The 15,682-nt window shown below is 41.9% G+C and carries 19 protein-coding genes; 7 read left to right on the forward strand and 12 right to left on the reverse strand.

The genetic code is table 11. The features are described 5' to 3' along the window. Positions 1 to 11 precede the first annotated feature (11 nt). Both O3627_RS02870 and radC read left to right on the forward strand, forming a co-directional pair. Positions 12 to 767, forward strand: a complete 756-nt coding sequence (locus O3627_RS02870; protein WP_002912535.1) for a class A sortase — start codon at positions 12 to 14, stop codon at positions 765 to 767. A gap of 120 nt (positions 768 to 887) precedes the next feature. After that, a complete protein-coding gene (gene radC, locus O3627_RS02875; protein WP_343091751.1) occupies positions 888 to 1,571 on the forward strand; it encodes a DNA repair protein RadC in 684 nt (227 codons plus the stop codon). Between the two features lie 68 nt (positions 1,572 to 1,639). Here the strand turns inward: radC and O3627_RS02880 are convergent, their stop codons facing one another. The 7 genes from O3627_RS02880 to O3627_RS02910 all read right to left on the reverse strand — a co-directional run bounded on the left by O3627_RS02880 (position 1,640) and on the right by O3627_RS02910 (position 6,595). Further along, positions 1,640 to 2,332 carry a gamma-glutamyl-gamma-aminobutyrate hydrolase family protein gene (locus tag O3627_RS02880; protein ID WP_125382266.1) on the reverse strand — a complete coding sequence of 231 codons (693 nt, stop codon included), beginning with the start codon at positions 2,330 to 2,332 and terminating at the stop codon, positions 1,640 to 1,642. A 24-nt stretch (positions 2,333 to 2,356) separates the two neighbouring features. Beyond that, positions 2,357 to 3,004, reverse strand: a complete 648-nt coding sequence (locus tag O3627_RS02885; protein WP_125382264.1) for a redox-sensing transcriptional repressor Rex — start codon at positions 3,002 to 3,004, stop codon at positions 2,357 to 2,359. 124 nt (positions 3,005 to 3,128) lie between these two features. Next, positions 3,129 to 3,350, reverse strand: coding sequence for a DUF4649 family protein (locus tag O3627_RS02890; protein ID WP_049541261.1), 222 nt, complete (start codon positions 3,348 to 3,350; stop codon positions 3,129 to 3,131). A gap of 116 nt (positions 3,351 to 3,466) precedes the next feature. Then, positions 3,467 to 3,814 (reverse strand): DUF1831 domain-containing protein, encoded by a 348-nt coding sequence (locus tag O3627_RS02895; RefSeq protein WP_002902952.1) that lies wholly within the window; start codon positions 3,812 to 3,814, stop codon positions 3,467 to 3,469. 1 nt (position 3,815) lies between these two features. Then, positions 3,816 to 4,928: a cysteine desulfurase family protein gene (locus tag O3627_RS02900; protein WP_371621275.1), complete on the reverse strand. Its 1,113-nt coding sequence runs from the start codon at positions 4,926 to 4,928 to the stop codon at positions 3,816 to 3,818. A gap of 10 nt (positions 4,929 to 4,938) precedes the next feature. Beyond that, the gene (locus O3627_RS02905) at positions 4,939 to 5,895 is read right to left on the reverse strand and encodes a ribose-phosphate diphosphokinase (protein ID WP_002897526.1); all 957 of its coding nucleotides are present in this window, start codon (positions 5,893 to 5,895) and stop codon (positions 4,939 to 4,941) included. 136 nt (positions 5,896 to 6,031) lie between these two features. After that, a complete protein-coding gene (locus O3627_RS02910; protein ID WP_371621276.1) occupies positions 6,032 to 6,595 on the reverse strand; it encodes a CYTH domain-containing protein in 564 nt (187 codons plus the stop codon). 95 nt (positions 6,596 to 6,690) lie between these two features. Here O3627_RS02910 and O3627_RS02915 point away from each other — a divergent pair, with 95 nt between their 5' ends. From O3627_RS02915 to mutY, 5 genes are all read left to right on the forward strand, one after another. Beyond that, complete coding sequence (locus tag O3627_RS02915; RefSeq protein ID WP_371621277.1) at positions 6,691 to 7,362, forward strand: GTP pyrophosphokinase family protein; 672 nt, start codon at positions 6,691 to 6,693, stop codon at positions 7,360 to 7,362. Beyond that, complete coding sequence (locus O3627_RS02920) at positions 7,337 to 8,164, forward strand: NAD kinase (RefSeq protein ID WP_004191240.1); 828 nt, start codon at positions 7,337 to 7,339, stop codon at positions 8,162 to 8,164. The genes O3627_RS02915 and O3627_RS02920 overlap by 26 nt, the downstream gene beginning before the upstream one ends. Continuing rightward, complete coding sequence (locus O3627_RS02925; RefSeq protein ID WP_125382257.1) at positions 8,161 to 9,048, forward strand: RluA family pseudouridine synthase; 888 nt, start codon at positions 8,161 to 8,163, stop codon at positions 9,046 to 9,048. Before O3627_RS02920 ends, O3627_RS02925 begins: the two co-directional genes overlap by 4 nt. A 23-nt stretch (positions 9,049 to 9,071) precedes the next feature. After that, positions 9,072 to 10,049 carry a phosphate acetyltransferase gene (gene pta, locus O3627_RS02930; RefSeq protein ID WP_002909705.1) on the forward strand — a complete coding sequence of 326 codons (978 nt, stop codon included), beginning with the start codon at positions 9,072 to 9,074 and terminating at the stop codon, positions 10,047 to 10,049. Positions 10,050 to 10,114: 65 nt separating this feature from the next. Next, entirely contained in the window at positions 10,115 to 11,275 is a 1,161-nt protein-coding gene (mutY, locus tag O3627_RS02935) for an A/G-specific adenine glycosylase (protein ID WP_125382256.1), read from the forward strand. 42 nt (positions 11,276 to 11,317) lie between these two features. On the opposite strand, the gene O3627_RS02940 is transcribed toward mutY, so the two are convergent. From O3627_RS02940 to O3627_RS02960, 5 genes are all read right to left on the reverse strand, one after another. Beyond that, positions 11,318 to 11,665 carry a thiol reductase thioredoxin gene (locus O3627_RS02940; protein ID WP_002906528.1) on the reverse strand — a complete coding sequence of 116 codons (348 nt, stop codon included), beginning with the start codon at positions 11,663 to 11,665 and terminating at the stop codon, positions 11,318 to 11,320. Between the two features lie 124 nt (positions 11,666 to 11,789). Next, positions 11,790 to 13,508, reverse strand: coding sequence for a phospho-sugar mutase (locus tag O3627_RS02945; RefSeq protein ID WP_125382254.1), 1,719 nt, complete (start codon positions 13,506 to 13,508; stop codon positions 11,790 to 11,792). Between the two features lie 238 nt (positions 13,509 to 13,746). After that, positions 13,747 to 14,310: an ECF transporter S component gene (locus tag O3627_RS02950; protein WP_125382252.1), complete on the reverse strand. Its 564-nt coding sequence runs from the start codon at positions 14,308 to 14,310 to the stop codon at positions 13,747 to 13,749. After that, on the reverse strand, positions 14,294 to 14,845 hold the full coding sequence (gene coaC / locus O3627_RS02955) for a phosphopantothenoylcysteine decarboxylase (protein ID WP_125382251.1): 552 nt from the start codon (positions 14,843 to 14,845) through the stop codon (positions 14,294 to 14,296). Before coaC ends, O3627_RS02950 begins: the two co-directional genes overlap by 17 nt. Positions 14,846 to 14,856: 11 nt before the next feature. Next, entirely contained in the window at positions 14,857 to 15,540 is a 684-nt protein-coding gene (locus O3627_RS02960; protein ID WP_125382249.1) for a phosphopantothenate--cysteine ligase, read from the reverse strand. Between the last annotated feature and the right edge of the window lie 142 nt (positions 15,541 to 15,682).

The following is a 15,682-nucleotide window of genomic DNA, read 5'->3' on the forward strand; positions in this document are numbered from 1 at the left end:
AGGACCTCTATATGGTACAAGGAAAAAGAAGTCGAAAAAGAAAACAAAAAAGTAAAAGAAATATTTTTATCAATATTGTTGCGACATTATTAATTTTTGTGGCCCTAGGCTTAATCTTTAATGCGCAAATCCGAAACATGATTATGGTTTGGCATACCAACCAATATCAGGTCAGCAAGGTTTCCAAAGACTCTATTAATAAAAATAAAAATGCTGAGACTAGCTTTGATTTTAATAAGGTAGAGTCGCTTTCTACAGAAGCAGTTATCAATGCTCAGTGGAAAGCCCAGAAGCTGCCTGTTATCGGAGGTATCTCAATTCCAGAAGTATCCATGAATTTGCCGATCTTCAAAGGGCTGGATAATGCTGGATTGTATTATGGTGCTGGTACGATGAAAGAGACTCAGCAGATGGGACAGGGAAATTACGCCTTGGCTAGCCACCACGTCTTTGGCATCACAGGGGCTAGTAACATGCTCTTTTCCCCACTGGATCGTGCTAAGGCTGGTATGAAAATCTATATCACCGATAAAGAGCAAGTCTATACTTATGTAATCACCAGTGTTGAAACGGTAACTCCAGATCGAACGGATCTGATTGAGGATACTGAAGGCGTTACAGAGATTACTTTAGTTACTTGTGAGGATGCCGCGGCAACCAACCGGACTATTGTCAAGGGAACGTTAGAAGGCTCTGTCGAGTATGACAAGGCTCCTAAGGAAGTTATTGAATCTTTCAGTAAGTCTTATAACCAAATGCAGATTTAAAGACGAAAACTAAAAAAATTCACTCCAAAGGTTAGGAAGAACTCTAATTTTTGGAGTTTTTTTATATCAATTCTTGCTGATTTTGACTCTTTTTCCGAATTATAAGGTAAGGAGGTTTCTATGTATAGCATTTCATTTCAAGATGATATTAGCATGATGCCGCGGGAGCGTTTGATGAGAGAAGGGGCTGAAAAACTCAGTAACCAAGAGCTTCTATCAATTTTCCTCAGGACAGGCAACAAAAAAGAAACTGTTTTTCAAGTTTCTCAAAGAATTTTATCATCGATTTCCAGTTTGAACGATCTTAAGTATTTAACTTTGCAGGAATTGCAGACTATTTCTGGAATCGGTCCGATTAAGGCTGTGGAGCTGCAGGCCATTATCGAATTAGGACGTCGGATTAACCGAGCAGAGGTTCTGCAGAAAGAGCAGATTATGGGCAGTCAAAAATTAGCCCAGAAGATGCAGCAGGAATTGGGAGATATGAGGCAGGAGTGCTTGGTTGCTATTTATCTTAATAGTCAAAATCAAATTCTGCATCAGCAGACTATTTTTATGGGGACAGTCAGCAGAAGCATTGCTGAGCCGAGAGAAATTCTCCACTACGCTCTTAAGCATCTGGCGACATCTATCATACTGGTGCACAATCATCCATCAGGCTCAGTCATTCCCAGCAGAAACGACGATGAGGTGACCCAGCATATGAAAGAAGCGTGTGAGATGATGGGCTTGGTCCTTTTGGATCATTTGATTGTCTCTAAGGTCAGTTACTATAGCTACCGAGAGGAGACAGATATGATATAATTTGATTTACTTGAATATAAAAAACTTCTATTCATGTTGAAAAGAAGTTTATCTAGGAGTAGAGGTTTTTAAAGAATATTGACAACATAATCAAACAGAGCTAAGTCTCCTTCTCTGGAGCCAAATAAGAACTCTGGGTGCCATTGGACGCCAAGGAAAGGACTACCATCAGTAGAAGTGATGGCTTCAATAATCTTATCTCGAGGATCATAGGCAATGACTTCTAGGCCGGTCGCTAAATCCTTGATACTTTGGTGGTGGAAGGAGTTGATTTCAGATGCAGGGCCATAGATTTCATGCAGAATAGAGCCATTCTTGGTCACCATGCTTTGAGTTGTGTACTCAGCAGAGCTATCTTGCCAATGATCTTCAATATCTTGATGAAGAGTACCGCCTAGAGCTACATTATAAAGTTGGGTTCCGCGGCAGACGGTGAAAATTGGTTTATTTTGACGGCGAGCTTCCTTAATTAAAGCTAATTCAAAAATGTCCCGTTTGAGTAGATAATCATCGCTGTCAATGGTTTTCTCTTCACCATAGAATTGAGGGCATACATTCTGACCACCTGTGATAATTAATTTGTCAACAATGGAAACATACTGTTTAGCCATTTCTTCATCACCGATTGGCAAAATCATTGGAATTCCGCCAACTTCTTTAACTCCCTCAACGAATCCTGTCGCCGTATAGCTCATATAGATGAAGTGATCGTCTGGGATTTCTCTTTCATTTCCGGTTATTCCAATAATTGGTTTACTCATTGAGTGTTCAATACCCCTTTCAAATTAATGTTCATTTTTTCTCATGAAGTAGAGCAGAGTCTGCAGTTCGCTAGTCAGGTCAACGTACTGAACGACCACGTCCTTAGGTAGGGATAGATTTACTGGCGAGAAGCAGAGAATACCTTTCACACCTGCTTGAACTAAGATAGATGCAACTTCTTGGGCTTTTACGCTAGGTACAGTTAGGATGGCAGTTTGCACATTTCCTGACTGTATTTTTTCTTTGATTTGGGAAATTCCATAGATAGGAATCCCATCGCTGGTTGTGCTGCCAACTTCTGGATGGTCATCTGTGTCGAAAGCCATTACAACCTTCATTTTATTGCGCTCATGAAAACGATAGTGCAGCAGAGCCCGCCCCATGTTACCGACACCAACAATCATGACATTGGTGATAGCATTGTCGTTCAAGAGGTCAGCAAAAAAGTTCATCAATTTCTTGACGTCATAGCCAAATCCTCTGCGGCCAAGTTCACCGAAATAAGAAAAATCTCGTCTGACGGTGGCAGAGTCAATGCCAATAGCTTCAGCGATTTGCTTGGAGTTGGCTTTCTCAATCTTCTCAGCATTAAACCGTTTAAAAATACGATAGTAGAGCGACAGTCTCTTAGCTGTTGCTCGAGGAATTGTAGTATTTTTTTCAGTTTTCACAAAATCACAACCTTTCTAATTCTATTTTATAGGAAGTTTGTGAAAAAATCAACTAATTAAGGATGTTTAATGCACTAAAAAAGAAAAGAGTTAACGTTTAAGTTATGTTGCAGTTGCGAAGAGATTAGTCCTGATAGGGAGTTAAGTCTAACTGGTACATCTGGCGGTACAAGTCGCCGATTAACCCTGTAAATGGCAGCTGGTGTCCATTATAAGTGATGGAAAGTACTTTGAGAGAGTCAGGAACTGTGACGCAGCCAGAGAAGGCGAGAAGAAATTCGTCGAAGTCTTCATAGGTAAGTGTCCGTTTCACCTTATATGAGTCCAAATAGGTCAGTTCAACCATTGTTAATCCTTTCTTTGGGTTCGGTTGATCTTTTCTTCAAGTGTTCTAAGTAGAAGTCAAGCTCGTTTAAATTTTGAAGTGTCAAAACCAAAAAAGCAAAATTGCGAGAATCTTGCTTATTGTGGTGTCTTTTCAAAAATATTTCTTTCAACCAAGCTATCCATCAAGAAATAAAATTTTTGCTGGATAATGTGATGATCTTCTGATTTGAAAATATTGACCAAGCGCAGGCCTGATTTGTCAGTGATATTGATTTTGAAGCCATTCAAATCTTTATTGACGATGATTTTAAGCAAAAAACCATTTCCGCTGTTGGGAACAGATTCCAACAGACGAGAGAGTTCATAGTTGCCAACCTTGCTTTCAGCGAATGTATTGTCGCGTAAGGTGAATTTCTTGACATTTGGGTGAAGTGAATAGGTATATTCACAGTTTGCTAAGCTAACAGATGTTTGAAAGGCCATCTTATCCTCCTAAAATTTCTTTTAATTTCTTTGTAAATGATTGAATCTCTTGCAGGGTCGTTTGGTCCGAAGTACTGATTCGAATAGACTCATGCAAGCGGTTGGAATCCTTGCCATACATAGCCTGCAAGACATGACTGGGTTGTATAGCTCCGGCTGTGCAGGCTGAGCCTGTTGAAATGGAAAATCCATTTAAATCCATTTGAAGCAGAAGCAGGTCATTCTTTTGATTGGGAAATCCCAAATTGATGACATATGGCAAGCTTGGCTGACTTTCATTTAAGTAATGTTCAATGTCCGATAAGTCAGCAAGTAAGCTGTCTTTTAAGTCTTGCGCATGCGCTAGATTTTCCTCAAGATGTTCCGTGCTATCTGACAGAGCCGCCGCCATACCTGTGATAGAGATTAGATTTTCAGTTCCGGCCCGGTGTTTTTCTTCCTGGTCGCCACCGTGCATGAAATTGTCAAAATCCATCTTCTTGGCATAAAGGAATCCAACGCCTTTGGGACCATGAAATTTATGCGCTGAAGCAGATAGAAAGTCAATCCCTAGCTCTTCAGGGTAGATGGGAAGTTTACCAATTGCTTGGACAGCATCAACGTGAAAAACAGCAGGATGTTCTTGCAGTAATTCACCAATTTCCTTAATGGGGAGCATGGCACCTGTCTCGTTATTAACCGCCATGACGGACACAAGAATAGTATCAGGCCTAAGAGCCTTCTTAATATCCTCCGCCCGAATCTGACCATCCACCGGCTGAACAAAAGTAGCTTCGAAGAAGAATTTATCTACTAGGTACTCCACCACTTCTAAGACAGCATGGTGTTCAATAGCAGTGGTCACAATATGCTTTCCTCGGTTCTGGTGACGAAGGGCATAGCCTTTGATAGCAGTATTATTGCTTTCAGTGCCGCCTGAAGTAAAAATAATCTTATTGCTTTGAGTATGCAGAGATTGAGCAATATCCTCACGCGCCTGTCTAAGGAGTTTACTAGCTTCTCGGCCATGACTATGCGTACTGGAAGGATTCCCGAAGACAGTCATCGTCTTGGTCATTGCTTGGATTGCAGCGGGCGACAAAGCAGTTGTAGCGGCATTATCTAAATAAATCACTCCGGTTACCTTATTTCTTTTGATAGGCAAAGAGTGGGCTGACTGGTTTTCTTTCTTGGATGCGGACAATGGCATCACCAATCAGTTCACTTGCTGTAATGTAGTGGAGATTCTTAGGTGTTTTTTCTTTGGTATCAACAGAGTCAGTTACAAGAATTTCCCTGATAGGAGAATTATCTAGCAATTCCGCAGCTTTATCCGCAAAGAGACCATGACTGGATACAGCATAGATTTCGACTGCGCCTTCGCGACAGACAATTTTAGCTGCTTCAGAGAAAGTCCGACCGGTATTTAAAATGTCGTCAATCAGAATAGCTTTCTTGCCCTCGACATCTCCAATGATATATCCCTCAGAGCGACCCGCCTCATCTTCGCCATAATCAATGATAGCGATAGGAGCATCCAGATATTCAGCCAGATTGCGGGCGCGTTTTACACCAGAGTTTTTAGGGCTGACGACAACGACATCATCGCCAGTAAGCCCCATGTTGCAGTAGTGTTTGGCAAAGAGTGGGATAGTGAAGAGGTTATCAACTGGGATATCAAAGAATCCTTGGACCTGCACGGCATGAAGATCCAGAGAAATCACACGATCTACTCCAGCTCCGACAAGCATGTTGGCAACCAGTTTAGCTGTGATTGGCTCGCGAGGGGCAGCAGTCCGATCCTGACGGGCATAACCAAAATAAGGCATCACAACATTAATCGTGTTGGCACTTGCACGCTTGCAGGCATCCACCATAATCAAGAGTTCCATCAAGTGATTATTGACAGGGAAACTAGTAGACTGAATGATGTATATATCATAGCCACGGACACTTTCTTCAATGTTAATCTGAATCTCGCCGTCCGAGAATTGGCGGGAGGAAAGTTTTCCCAAAGGAACCCCAGCAGCCTCAGCGATTTTTTCAGCTATGGAATGATTGGAGTTGAGGGAAAAAAGCTTCATATTTTTTTTATCTGACATGAGTTGGACCGTCCTCTTTTTGTGTCATTTCTATAATCTAATGCTCCATGAAATTTATATTTCAATAGTCTTTAGATTGCTACCTTTTATTTTACCAAAAAAATTAGATTATTTCAGCTATTTTGTGGTCGTTGATTTACAAGTTTTCAGAAAATCTTGCTATCTTGCTCTTACTAGGTTTGTAGTCGATGCAGTGCTGTTTTAGGAAGTTGAGGAAATTTTCTTTTCCTTTTTCGAAATCTTCAACTTCGACTTCGAGTTCGAAGTCTTTTTTGTCCAAGTAGTGACTCTCATCCAGAGCAAGGAGGCCAATTTCGTCTTCTTTTTCATAGCGGATAGTCTCTAGAGAGCCAAGAATCTTCAAGTCTTGGATAGGAATTTCTTTTTGAAGCAGTGTTTCTAAAATCTCTCCCGTAGGAAATTCATTGTTCTGCAAAATATTTTCAGTTTCTTCTGGTGTCAGGTTCTGATTAAGTTCCAAGGCTCCGACTTCTTGAGGAATCTTGAGCGTCAGCTCAGCTTCGCGATGGTTAAAAGTTCGTACTCGAAAAGCCATATGGGCGTGTCGAATACTTTGCTGATCTGAATCGATGTAGTGGTTGGTTTGGCTAATAGGCGAAATATCAGCAAAAAACTGGAGCAGACGGTCGTGCTCTTCTTTTGTCAGCATGGTTTTGAATTCAATTTCTAAGTGATTCATTTTCATATCCTTTTCTTTTTTTTGAAAGCGATTTATGTTATAATAACAGTTGTGTTTATTTTATACAAAAAAAAATGATATGACAAGGTAAGTGTATGACAATAGAATGGGAAGAGTTTTTAGACCCCTATATTCAAGCGGTTGGAGAGCTGAAAATTAAGCTTCGTGGGGTGCGAAAGCAATACCGCAAGCAGCAGCGTCATTCCCCGATTGAGTTTGTGACCGAACGTGTCAAGCCGATTGAGAGCATTAAAGAAAAGATGATTCTGCGAGGTATTCGCGAGGAGAATATTGAGCAGGAGATGCAGGATATTGCTGGCTTACGGGTCATGGTCCAGTTTGTCGATGATGTGGATGAAGTTTTAGAAGTCTTACGAAATCGGACTGATATGCGCATTGTGCAGGAGCGGGATTACATCAAAAACAAGAAAGCCAGTGGCTATCGGAGCTATCATGTGATTATAGAGTATCCGGTCGATACAATTAATGGTCATAGGCTTATTCTGGCTGAGATTCAGATTCGCACCCTTTCGATGAATTTTTGGGCTACGATTGAGCATTCTTTGAATTACAAGTATAAAGGAGAATTTCCCGAAGAAATCAAATGCCGCTTGGAAACGACAGCTAATCTTGCCTATCAGCTGGATGAGGAGATGGGAGAAATCCGTGATGCTATCCAGGAGGCGCAGGCTCTCTTTGATCCTCTTCACCGCAAGTTAAATGACGGTGTGGGAAATAGTGATGATACAGATGAAGAATACAGATAAAAAAATAGCGATTATCCGCAATCGGAAAAGACAGAGCGAACAAGTTTATCAAGATTTAAAGCAGAAGCTGAAACAGAATGGCTTTATTTTAACTCCTAAGAATCCCGACATCGTGATTTCGGTGGGTGGTGACGGCATGCTGCTATCTGCTTTTCATATGTATGAAGAACAGTTGGATCGGGTCCGCTTTGTTGGTGTACATACAGGGCATCTCGGCTTCTATACGGACTACCGTGATTTTGAACTAGATAAGTTGGTAGAAAATCTCAAATTAGACACTGGTGCTCAGGTTTCTTATCCAATTTTAAATGTCAAAATTACTTTTGAGAATGGTGATACACGCATCATTCGTGCTTTGAACGAAGCAACAATCAAGCGTTCGGATCGAACTATGGTAGCTGATGTCATTATCAATCGGGTTCATTTCGAGCGTTTCCGAGGAGATGGAATTTCCGTTTCTACTCCGACAGGCAGTACAGCCTATAACAAATCTCTAGGTGGAGCGGTATTGCATCCGACTATCGAAGCCTTGCAGGTGACAGAAATTGCTAGTCTCAACAATCGGGTTTATCGGACGTTGGGCTCGTCGGTCATTGTTCCTAAAAAGGATAAGATTGAGTTAGTGCCGACCCGCAGTGACTATCATACTATCGCAGTTGATAATCAGACTTTCTCTTTTAAAAACATTGTCCGCATTGAGTATCAGATTGACAATCATAAGATACATTTTGTGGCTTCGCCAAGCCATACCAGCTTTTGGAATCGTGTCAGAGACTCCTTTATTGGAGAGTGCCAGGAATGAGGTTTGAGTTTATTACTGATGAGCATGTCAAGGTAAAGACTTTTTTGAAGCGACACGAAATTTCCAAAGGCCTCTTGGCTAAGATAAAATTTTCCGGCGGAAACATTCTTGTCAACCATCAACCTCAGAACGCTATTTATCTCTTGGATATTGGCGATAAAGTGTCGATTGACATCCCGTCTGAAAAGGGATTTGAGAGTCTGAAAGCTGTTGATAAGGACTTGTATGTCGTTTACGAGGATGAGCATTTCTTGGTTTTGGATAAGCCGGCAGGGGTGGCTAGCATTCCCAGTGTTAATCATTCCAACACTATGGCTAATTTCGTTAAGGCTTACTATACTCGTCAGGGCTATGAAAATCAGCAGGTGCATATCGTGACGCGTCTGGATAAGGATACAAGTGGGCTCATGCTCTTTGCCAAGCATGGCTATGCTCATGCCAGATTGGACAAACAGCTGCAGAAGAAGCTGATAGAAAAGCGCTATTACGCTCTAGTTCGGGGGACTGGTGACTTAGAAGAGCAAGGTGAGATTATTGCTCCGATTGGACGCAACCCTGAGAGTATCATTACGAGACGCGTGACAGAGGATGGCAAGTACGCCCATACCAGCTACAGGGTCATAGAGCGATTTGGAGATGTCTATCTGGTGGATATTCATCTTCATACTGGGCGGACTCATCAAATCCGCGTTCACTTTTCACATATTGGCTTTCCGCTTTTGGGTGACGACCTTTATGGAGGGAGTTTGGAGTGCGGAATAGAGCGTCAGGCTTTACATTGTCATTCTTTGAAATTTTATAATCCTTTTAGTGGTCAGGAAGTTGAGCGTGCCAGTCCTTTGCCAGAAGATTTTAAACAAGTTATTGAGAAATTAAAAGAATAAGAGATAAAGGAGTTTTAAGAAACATGAAAATTTTTGATTCAATTCGTGAAGCCTTGAAGGATAAGGAAGTAAAGATTGTCTTGCCAGAGGGTGAGGAACCACGGATTTTGCAAGCAACTAAACGTTTGGTGAAAGAAACCGATATTACTCCAGTTCTTTTGGGGAATCCTGATAAAATCCGTATTTATCTGGAAATTGAGGGAGTAAAAGAAGGATATCAGGTTATTGATCCTTCAAACTGTTCCTGCTTTGAGGAATTGGTAGAAGCATTCGTTGAGCGTCGTAAAGGAAAAATCACTGCAGATGAAGCACGTCAGTTGCTTAAGGAAGATGTCAACTACTTTGGGGTTATGTTGGTTTACCTTGGTAAGGTTCAAGGGATGGTTTCAGGAGCAATCCATTCTACGGCAGCGACTGTTCGGCCGGCTCTTCAAATCATCAAGACCCTGCCTTGGGTGTCTCGTACTTCAGGGGCCTTTCTCATGGTGCGTGATGATGAACGCTACATTTTCAGTGACTGTGCCATTAATATCGATCCAGACGCCAATATTTTGGCGGAGATTGCTGTTAACTCAGCTTTAACAGCACAAATTTTCGGTATCGATCCAAAAGTTGCCATGCTCAGCTATTCGACCAAGGGCTCTGGATTCGGTGAAAAGGTTGATAAGGTAGTGGAAGCGACTAAGCTGGCTCGGGAAATGCGTCCAGACTTGGTTATCGATGGTGAATTGCAGTTTGATGCAGCTTTCGTCCCTGCAACAGCAGAACTGAAAGCACCTGGCAGCCCTGTGGCCGGTCAAGCAACTGTCTTTGTCTTCCCAAGTATCGAAGCTGGGAATATCAGTTACAAAATGGCAGAGCGTTTAGGTGGCTTTTCAGCGGTAGGACCTATCCTGCAGGGACTTAACCACCCAGTTAATGACCTTTCTCGAGGCTGTAATGCGGATGATGTTTATAAGCTGACTTTGATTACAGCTAGTCAGGCAGTAGGTCATTATTAAACGATAGGAAATGATTGGAGGGCATAAGCTCTTCAATTTTTCTTGCCTTATGCTATACTAGATTTATGTTAGATTTGAAAGTATACGGAATTGAGATGTGGGAGGCAGATAAAATTGCCTCTTTTAGAGAGAAATTATTAACTTGGTATGATGAAAACAAACGTGATCTGCCTTGGCGCAGAACAAATAATCCTTATCATATCTGGGTTTCTGAGATTATGCTGCAGCAGACTCGGGTAGATACGGTGATTCCTTATTATGAGCGTTTTCTTGACTGGTTTCCGACTGTAGCTGACTTAGCGCAGGCACCAGAAGATAGACTGCTCAAGGCTTGGGAAGGACTGGGATATTATTCGCGGGTGCGAAATATGCAAAAAGCAGCCCAGCAGATAATGACGGATTTCGCTGGAAAATTTCCTGATAGCTATGAAGGAATTGCTAGTCTTAAAGGGATTGGACCTTATACAGCTGGTGCCATTGCTAGTATTGCCTTTGGCCTAGCTGAGCCTGCGGTAGACGGCAATGTCATGCGGGTGCTGAGTCGCTTGTTTGAAGTTGGTTTAGATATTGGCCAACCTAGCAATCGTAAGGTATTTCAGGCTATGATGGAGATTCTGATTGATCCAGATAGACCCGGAGATTTCAATCAAGCACTGATGGATCTGGGGTCAGATATCGAAGCTCCTGTTAATCCTCATCCAGAAGACAGTCCTGTAAAAGAGTTCAGCGCAGCTTATTTGCACGGAACTATGGATAAATATCCAATCAAAGCACCTAAAAAGAAGCCAGTTCCAGTCTATCTGCAAGGCTTGATTATCGAAAACGAACAGGGACAGTTCTTGCTTGAAAAGAATGAGGCTGCTGGCTTGTTATCAGGTTTTTGGCATTTTCCCTTGATTGAAATTGAGGAATTTCAAACTGAAAATCAGATGTCCCTCTTTGAGGTGGCAGAAAATCAGTCAAGTCTGGACTTGTCTCCTCAAGAAAGTTTTGAGCAGGATTATGATCTGATTGTTGATTGGCAGCAGCAGTCCTTTTCAAAAGTACAGCATGTTTTCAGTCATCGTAAGTGGCATATTCAGCTAGCTTATGGACGAGTCAAAGATAGCCAACACGCAGCTGATGGAGAGGTCTTGTGGCTTCATCCAGAAGATTTTGGCAATTACCCCTTTGCCAAACCCCAGCAGAAGATGTGGGAGGCTTTTCAGGAAGCTAGAAATAAATAAAAAATCTGAGACTAATTGGTCTCAGATTTTTTTGAATCAATTTTACAAGTTTGCAAAAGCTTTAATTTCATCTGCAGTCATAGAAGAATCACAACGAACAGAGACTTGGCCGTCTTGAACATGAACAAAACCAGGAACCGTCGGAATGCTGTATTCAGAGCGGAAGGCTTGCAATTTCTCTAATTCGCTAGCTTCTTCGCTATTGATAAAGAAAATATGCGCCTTGGTATCAGCGACAACGCCAGCAAGAGTAGCAGCGAATTTACGGCAGTAAGGGCAAGTTTTGCGACCAACGAAGAAAGTTGCTGTCTCTTTGTCAGCAATCGCTTGACGAGCGCGGTCAACAGTTGTGACTTCAAGGTCTTTAATATTTTGAGCAAATTGTTCCATAAATAATCCTCATTTCTTTTGATAAAACTAGTATGCCATAAAAAACAGAAAAATGCTTGATTTGGAAACGAAAAACCAGAGAATGTGAAATTCATTCTCTGGTTGATTGGTTGATAGTGTTATTTTACTTGATAAAAGCATTAATCTCTGCTTCAATAGCAGCAATTTTTGCTTGAGCGTCTTCATTGCTGTCACCGACAACGGCAATGTAGAACTTGATTTTTGGTTCTGTTCCGGATGGGCGAACAGCAATCCAAGAAGCATCAGCCAAGGTGTATTTTAGCACATCGCTTGGAGGAGTCGTCAGAGCTGTAACAGTACCATCAACAGCGGTAGAAGTCTGCGCCTTAAAGTCTTCTGTAACAGAAATAGCAGTAGCGTTGAATTCTTTCGGAGCATTGTCACGGAACTTAGCCATGATAGCCTTGATTTGCTCAGCTCCATCAACACCAGACAAGGTCACAGAGATAGTCTTTTCAGCAAAGTAACCGTACTCTTTGTAGATTTCTTCAATACCATCAGCCAGAGTCAAGCCGCGTGAACGGTAGTAGGCAGCTAGCTCAGCTACAACCAAAACAGCTTGGATAGCGTCTTTATCACGTACAAATGGCTTAATCAGATAGCCGAAGCTTTCTTCAAATCCCATCATGTAGGTGTGGTTGTGCTTTTCTTCGAATTCTTGAATCTTTTCAGCGATAAATTTGAAACCAGTCAAGACATTGAACATGGTTGCGCCATAACTTTCAGCAATCTTAGTCACCAAGTCAGTAGAAACGATAGACTTGCAGAGAGCTGCGTTTGCTGGCAGAGTTCCAGCACTCTTATGAGCTTCCAAGATGTACTTAGCCATGATGGCTCCGATTTGGTTACCAGAAAGGTTGAGGTAGCTGCCGTCTTTTTGCAGAACTTCAACACCGACACGGTCAGCATCTGGGTCAGTTGCAACCAAGACATCTGCACCAACTTTACGGCCTAATTCCTCAGCCAAGGCAAAGGCTGCTTGGCTTTCAGGGTTTGGAGACTTAACAGTAGAGAAGTCTGGATCAGCTACAGCCTGAGCTTCGACAACTTCAACAGAATCAAATCCTGCTTGAGCCAAAGCGCGACGAGCCAACATTTCACCAGTACCATGCAGAGGAGTATAGACAATCTTCATGTCCTTACCGTATTCATCAATCAGTTTTTGGTTGATATTGACATCTTTAACTTCCTTGAGGTATTCAGCATCAATAGCATCGCCAATCACTTCAATCAAGCCAGAGGCTTTTTCGGCTTCAACATCAGCTACTTCGATAGCGAAAGGATTTTCAATCGCACGGATGTAGTCAGTCAATGCATCTGCATCATGCGGAGGCATTTGTCCGCCGTCTTCACCATATACCTTGTAGCCATTAAATGGAGCAGGGTTGTGGCTGGCTGTAATCATGATACCAGCGAAAGTTCCCAGATGGCGCACTGCGAATGAAAGTTCTGGAGTTGGGCGCAGACTTTCAAAGACATAGGACTTGATGCCGTGTTTAGCTAAAACAGCAGCAGATTCAAAGGCAAATTCTGGTGAGAAATGACGGGAGTCGTAAGCAATTGCAACACCGCGTTTTTTGAACTCATCACCTTTTTCTTCAATCAAGCGAGCTAAACCTTCGGTTGCCTGACGGACAACATAAATATTAATACGGTTGGTACCAGCGCCAATTAAACCACGCATACCAGCAGTACCAAACTCAAGATTGGTGTAAAAGGCATCTTCCTTAGTCTTTTCGTCCATACTGTTCAAGTCTTGGCGAAGATAGTCAGGAAGTTCAGCATAATCAAGCCATTTTTTGAAGTTATCTTGATAAGTCATAGGTGGAGTCTCCTTTATTTTTGAAATGAAGAGATGGAAATTTTAGTAAAAAATCCTGCTCTTAAATTTTCTTAATCGCTTTCATTGTAGCATATTTTCATTAATTTTGAAAGAGGTTACCTAGAAAACGATGAAATACTTTTCAAGGTATTGTTTCAAGGATTTCAGAATGGTATAGCGGAATTGTGGGATTAAAAAAAGACCAAAGCAAGGCTTGGTCCAGAAAACTAAATCACCATCATTTTTTGGCTTTCTCAAGCGCAGGAATGATAGTTGCTGTCAAAATCGCAGAAATGATTAACTCGGCAATGGAATTCGCTGATAGAATCACAGCTAGAAGTGCTTTAATATCCCCTTGATAAACATTTGCAAAGAGAAAGAAGATACCGCCCAAGACGAAGATGGTATTGGTAGCAGAACCGACGGAACCTGCTACAATCAAGCCAGCCTTATTTTTCATTGCTTTATATACAAAATAAGGAGTAATACCGATGAGAATGCGAGGTACTATGGCAACAAGAAGCGAAGAAAAGCTTCCATTTGGTACAAAAGGGCTAAAGAGATAGCTGGTTGGCAGCAGCACCAAGGTATTGGTAATAACGCTGATACACCCCATGAGGCCGCCTAGAACAGCTCCGACTTTAGGGCCATAGAGGATACTGGCGATAATCACTGGGATGTGAATAATCGTAGGTTTAATCGGTACTGGAAGTAAGTTGAAAATGACTGAGCTGAGCAGGTGCAGTACCAACATGATGGCAAAGAAAATAGCAATTTGAGCAATTTTAGACTGTTTTTTCATAAATAAGTTCCTTTACTGTATCAATAATTGTATCAACTTCAGCTAGAGCACCTGTCCCCTGGTCGCCACAGGCTAGCACTGCTTCACGTGGCTGAATAATCTTCCAACCGAAACGTTGAAGACGTTCTAGATTCTCCTGAGTTAGTGGATTTTCATACATCTTGGTGTTCATAGCCGGAGCCAAAACTTTCTTAGTATGAGTCGGCAGAGCCAGGGCAGTAGCTGTCACCATATTGTCAGCTAAGCCGTTGGCTAGTTTAGCGATGGTATTGGCTGTAGCGGGGGCCAGCAAAAAGAGGTCAGACTTTTTAGCGATATCAATGTGATTGACCTTGCTAGGGTCAGGTTCTTGCATAATATCGATTGCAACTTGTCTTTGCGACAAGACTTGCAGGGTCAGCGGTGTGATAAATTCTGTTGCTGCATTTGTCATGAGGACAGCTACTTCAAAGTTCTCTTTCTTTAGACGGCTAGTGATGTCAGCAGCCTTATAGGCCGAGATACTTCCACTGACAGCCAAGGTAATCTGTGTCATCTTTTCCCTCCTTATAGACTGTGAATATGCAAGTAGAGGAGCTGAGCAATTTCTTCTTTGGATTGAGCTTGAGTTACAGTCTCTTTTCCGACAAGATAGGCTCTATGCTCTTGGTTAGAAATCTCTGCCAAATCATTGGCGACAATGATTTCTGCCTGATTTTTTATAAGACTGGCTCGTGCGGTCTTGAGTAACTCTTCCTTAGTAACATTGACCAAGAGTTTGAATCCAATCAAGCGAATGGCTGGATTCCATTTTTTTACTAAACTGATGATTTTAGGTGTCTTTTTGAGAAAAAGAACTTGAACATCAGCCTGAGAAGAAATCTTGGTTTCTGAGTTAGTTTTATTCAGAAATTCAGTCATGTCAGGGCTAGCCGCTACAGCTTCCAAACCAGTCATGTAGACGGGAGTATAGTCAGAAACAGCCATTGCATGAATCAGTACATCATGTGTGTGAACGAGCGGCTTCAAGCTTTCAAGCAGTTCTGCAACATTTTCAATCTGGACAATGGTAAGATTGGGATGAGCTGCCGGGCGGACAGCCTTGGGAGTCGTCACCAGAGTCACCTGATCGCCTTTGTCTAGGAATTTTTCAGATATAATTTTCCCTAGCCTGCCCGTCGAATGATTTGTAATAGAGCGGACACGGTCGATTTTCTCGCTGGTCCCGCCAGAAGTAATCAATATGTTCATAGCACTATTTTACAAGAAAAAAGAAATTTAGTAAAATAATTCGAATTGCAGAGTGTCACAGCGGAAAAGTGACTCTAAAATCTTATAGTTTAGAGGACAAAAATTTCCAAGTTTTTTGTTTTTCCCGAACATTAAAATCTAT

Source organism: Streptococcus sp. 27098_8_82, assembly GCF_041431615.1.
GTDB classification, from domain to species: Bacteria; Bacillota; Bacilli; order Lactobacillales; family Streptococcaceae; genus Streptococcus; species Streptococcus sanguinis_K.

Excerpts from the sequence above, each read along its gene's own strand:
- O3627_RS02870 (WP_002912535.1), top strand. The coding sequence starts at position 12 with ATGGTACAAGGAAAAAGAAGTCGAAAAAGAAAACAAAAAAGTAAAAGA.
- radC (WP_343091751.1), top strand. The coding sequence starts at position 888 with ATGTATAGCATTTCATTTCAAGATGATATTAGCATGATGCCGCGGGAG.
- O3627_RS02880 (WP_125382266.1), bottom strand. The coding sequence starts at position 2,332 with ATGAGTAAACCAATTATTGGAATAACCGGAAATGAAAGAGAAATCCCA.
- O3627_RS02890 (WP_049541261.1), bottom strand. The coding sequence starts at position 3,350 with ATGGTTGAACTGACCTATTTGGACTCATATAAGGTGAAACGGACACTT.
- O3627_RS02895 (WP_002902952.1), bottom strand. The coding sequence starts at position 3,814 with ATGGCCTTTCAAACATCTGTTAGCTTAGCAAACTGTGAATATACCTAT.
- O3627_RS02905 (WP_002897526.1), bottom strand. The coding sequence starts at position 5,895 with ATGTCAGATAAAAAAAATATGAAGCTTTTTTCCCTCAACTCCAATCAT.
- O3627_RS02910 (WP_371621276.1), bottom strand. The coding sequence starts at position 6,595 with ATGAATCACTTAGAAATTGAATTCAAAACCATGCTGACAAAAGAAGAG.
- O3627_RS02915 (WP_371621277.1), top strand. The coding sequence starts at position 6,691 with ATGACAATAGAATGGGAAGAGTTTTTAGACCCCTATATTCAAGCGGTT.
- O3627_RS02920 (WP_004191240.1), top strand. The coding sequence starts at position 7,337 with ATGATACAGATGAAGAATACAGATAAAAAAATAGCGATTATCCGCAAT.
- O3627_RS02925 (WP_125382257.1), top strand. The coding sequence starts at position 8,161 with ATGAGGTTTGAGTTTATTACTGATGAGCATGTCAAGGTAAAGACTTTT.
- pta (WP_002909705.1), top strand. The coding sequence starts at position 9,072 with ATGAAAATTTTTGATTCAATTCGTGAAGCCTTGAAGGATAAGGAAGTA.
- mutY (WP_125382256.1), top strand. The coding sequence starts at position 10,115 with ATGTTAGATTTGAAAGTATACGGAATTGAGATGTGGGAGGCAGATAAA.
- O3627_RS02940 (WP_002906528.1), bottom strand. The coding sequence starts at position 11,665 with ATGGAACAATTTGCTCAAAATATTAAAGACCTTGAAGTCACAACTGTT.
- O3627_RS02945 (WP_125382254.1), bottom strand. The coding sequence starts at position 13,508 with ATGACTTATCAAGATAACTTCAAAAAATGGCTTGATTATGCTGAACTT.
- O3627_RS02950 (WP_125382252.1), bottom strand. The coding sequence starts at position 14,310 with ATGAAAAAACAGTCTAAAATTGCTCAAATTGCTATTTTCTTTGCCATC.
- coaC (WP_125382251.1), bottom strand. The coding sequence starts at position 14,845 with ATGACACAGATTACCTTGGCTGTCAGTGGAAGTATCTCGGCCTATAAG.
- O3627_RS02960 (WP_125382249.1), bottom strand. The coding sequence starts at position 15,540 with ATGAACATATTGATTACTTCTGGCGGGACCAGCGAGAAAATCGACCGT.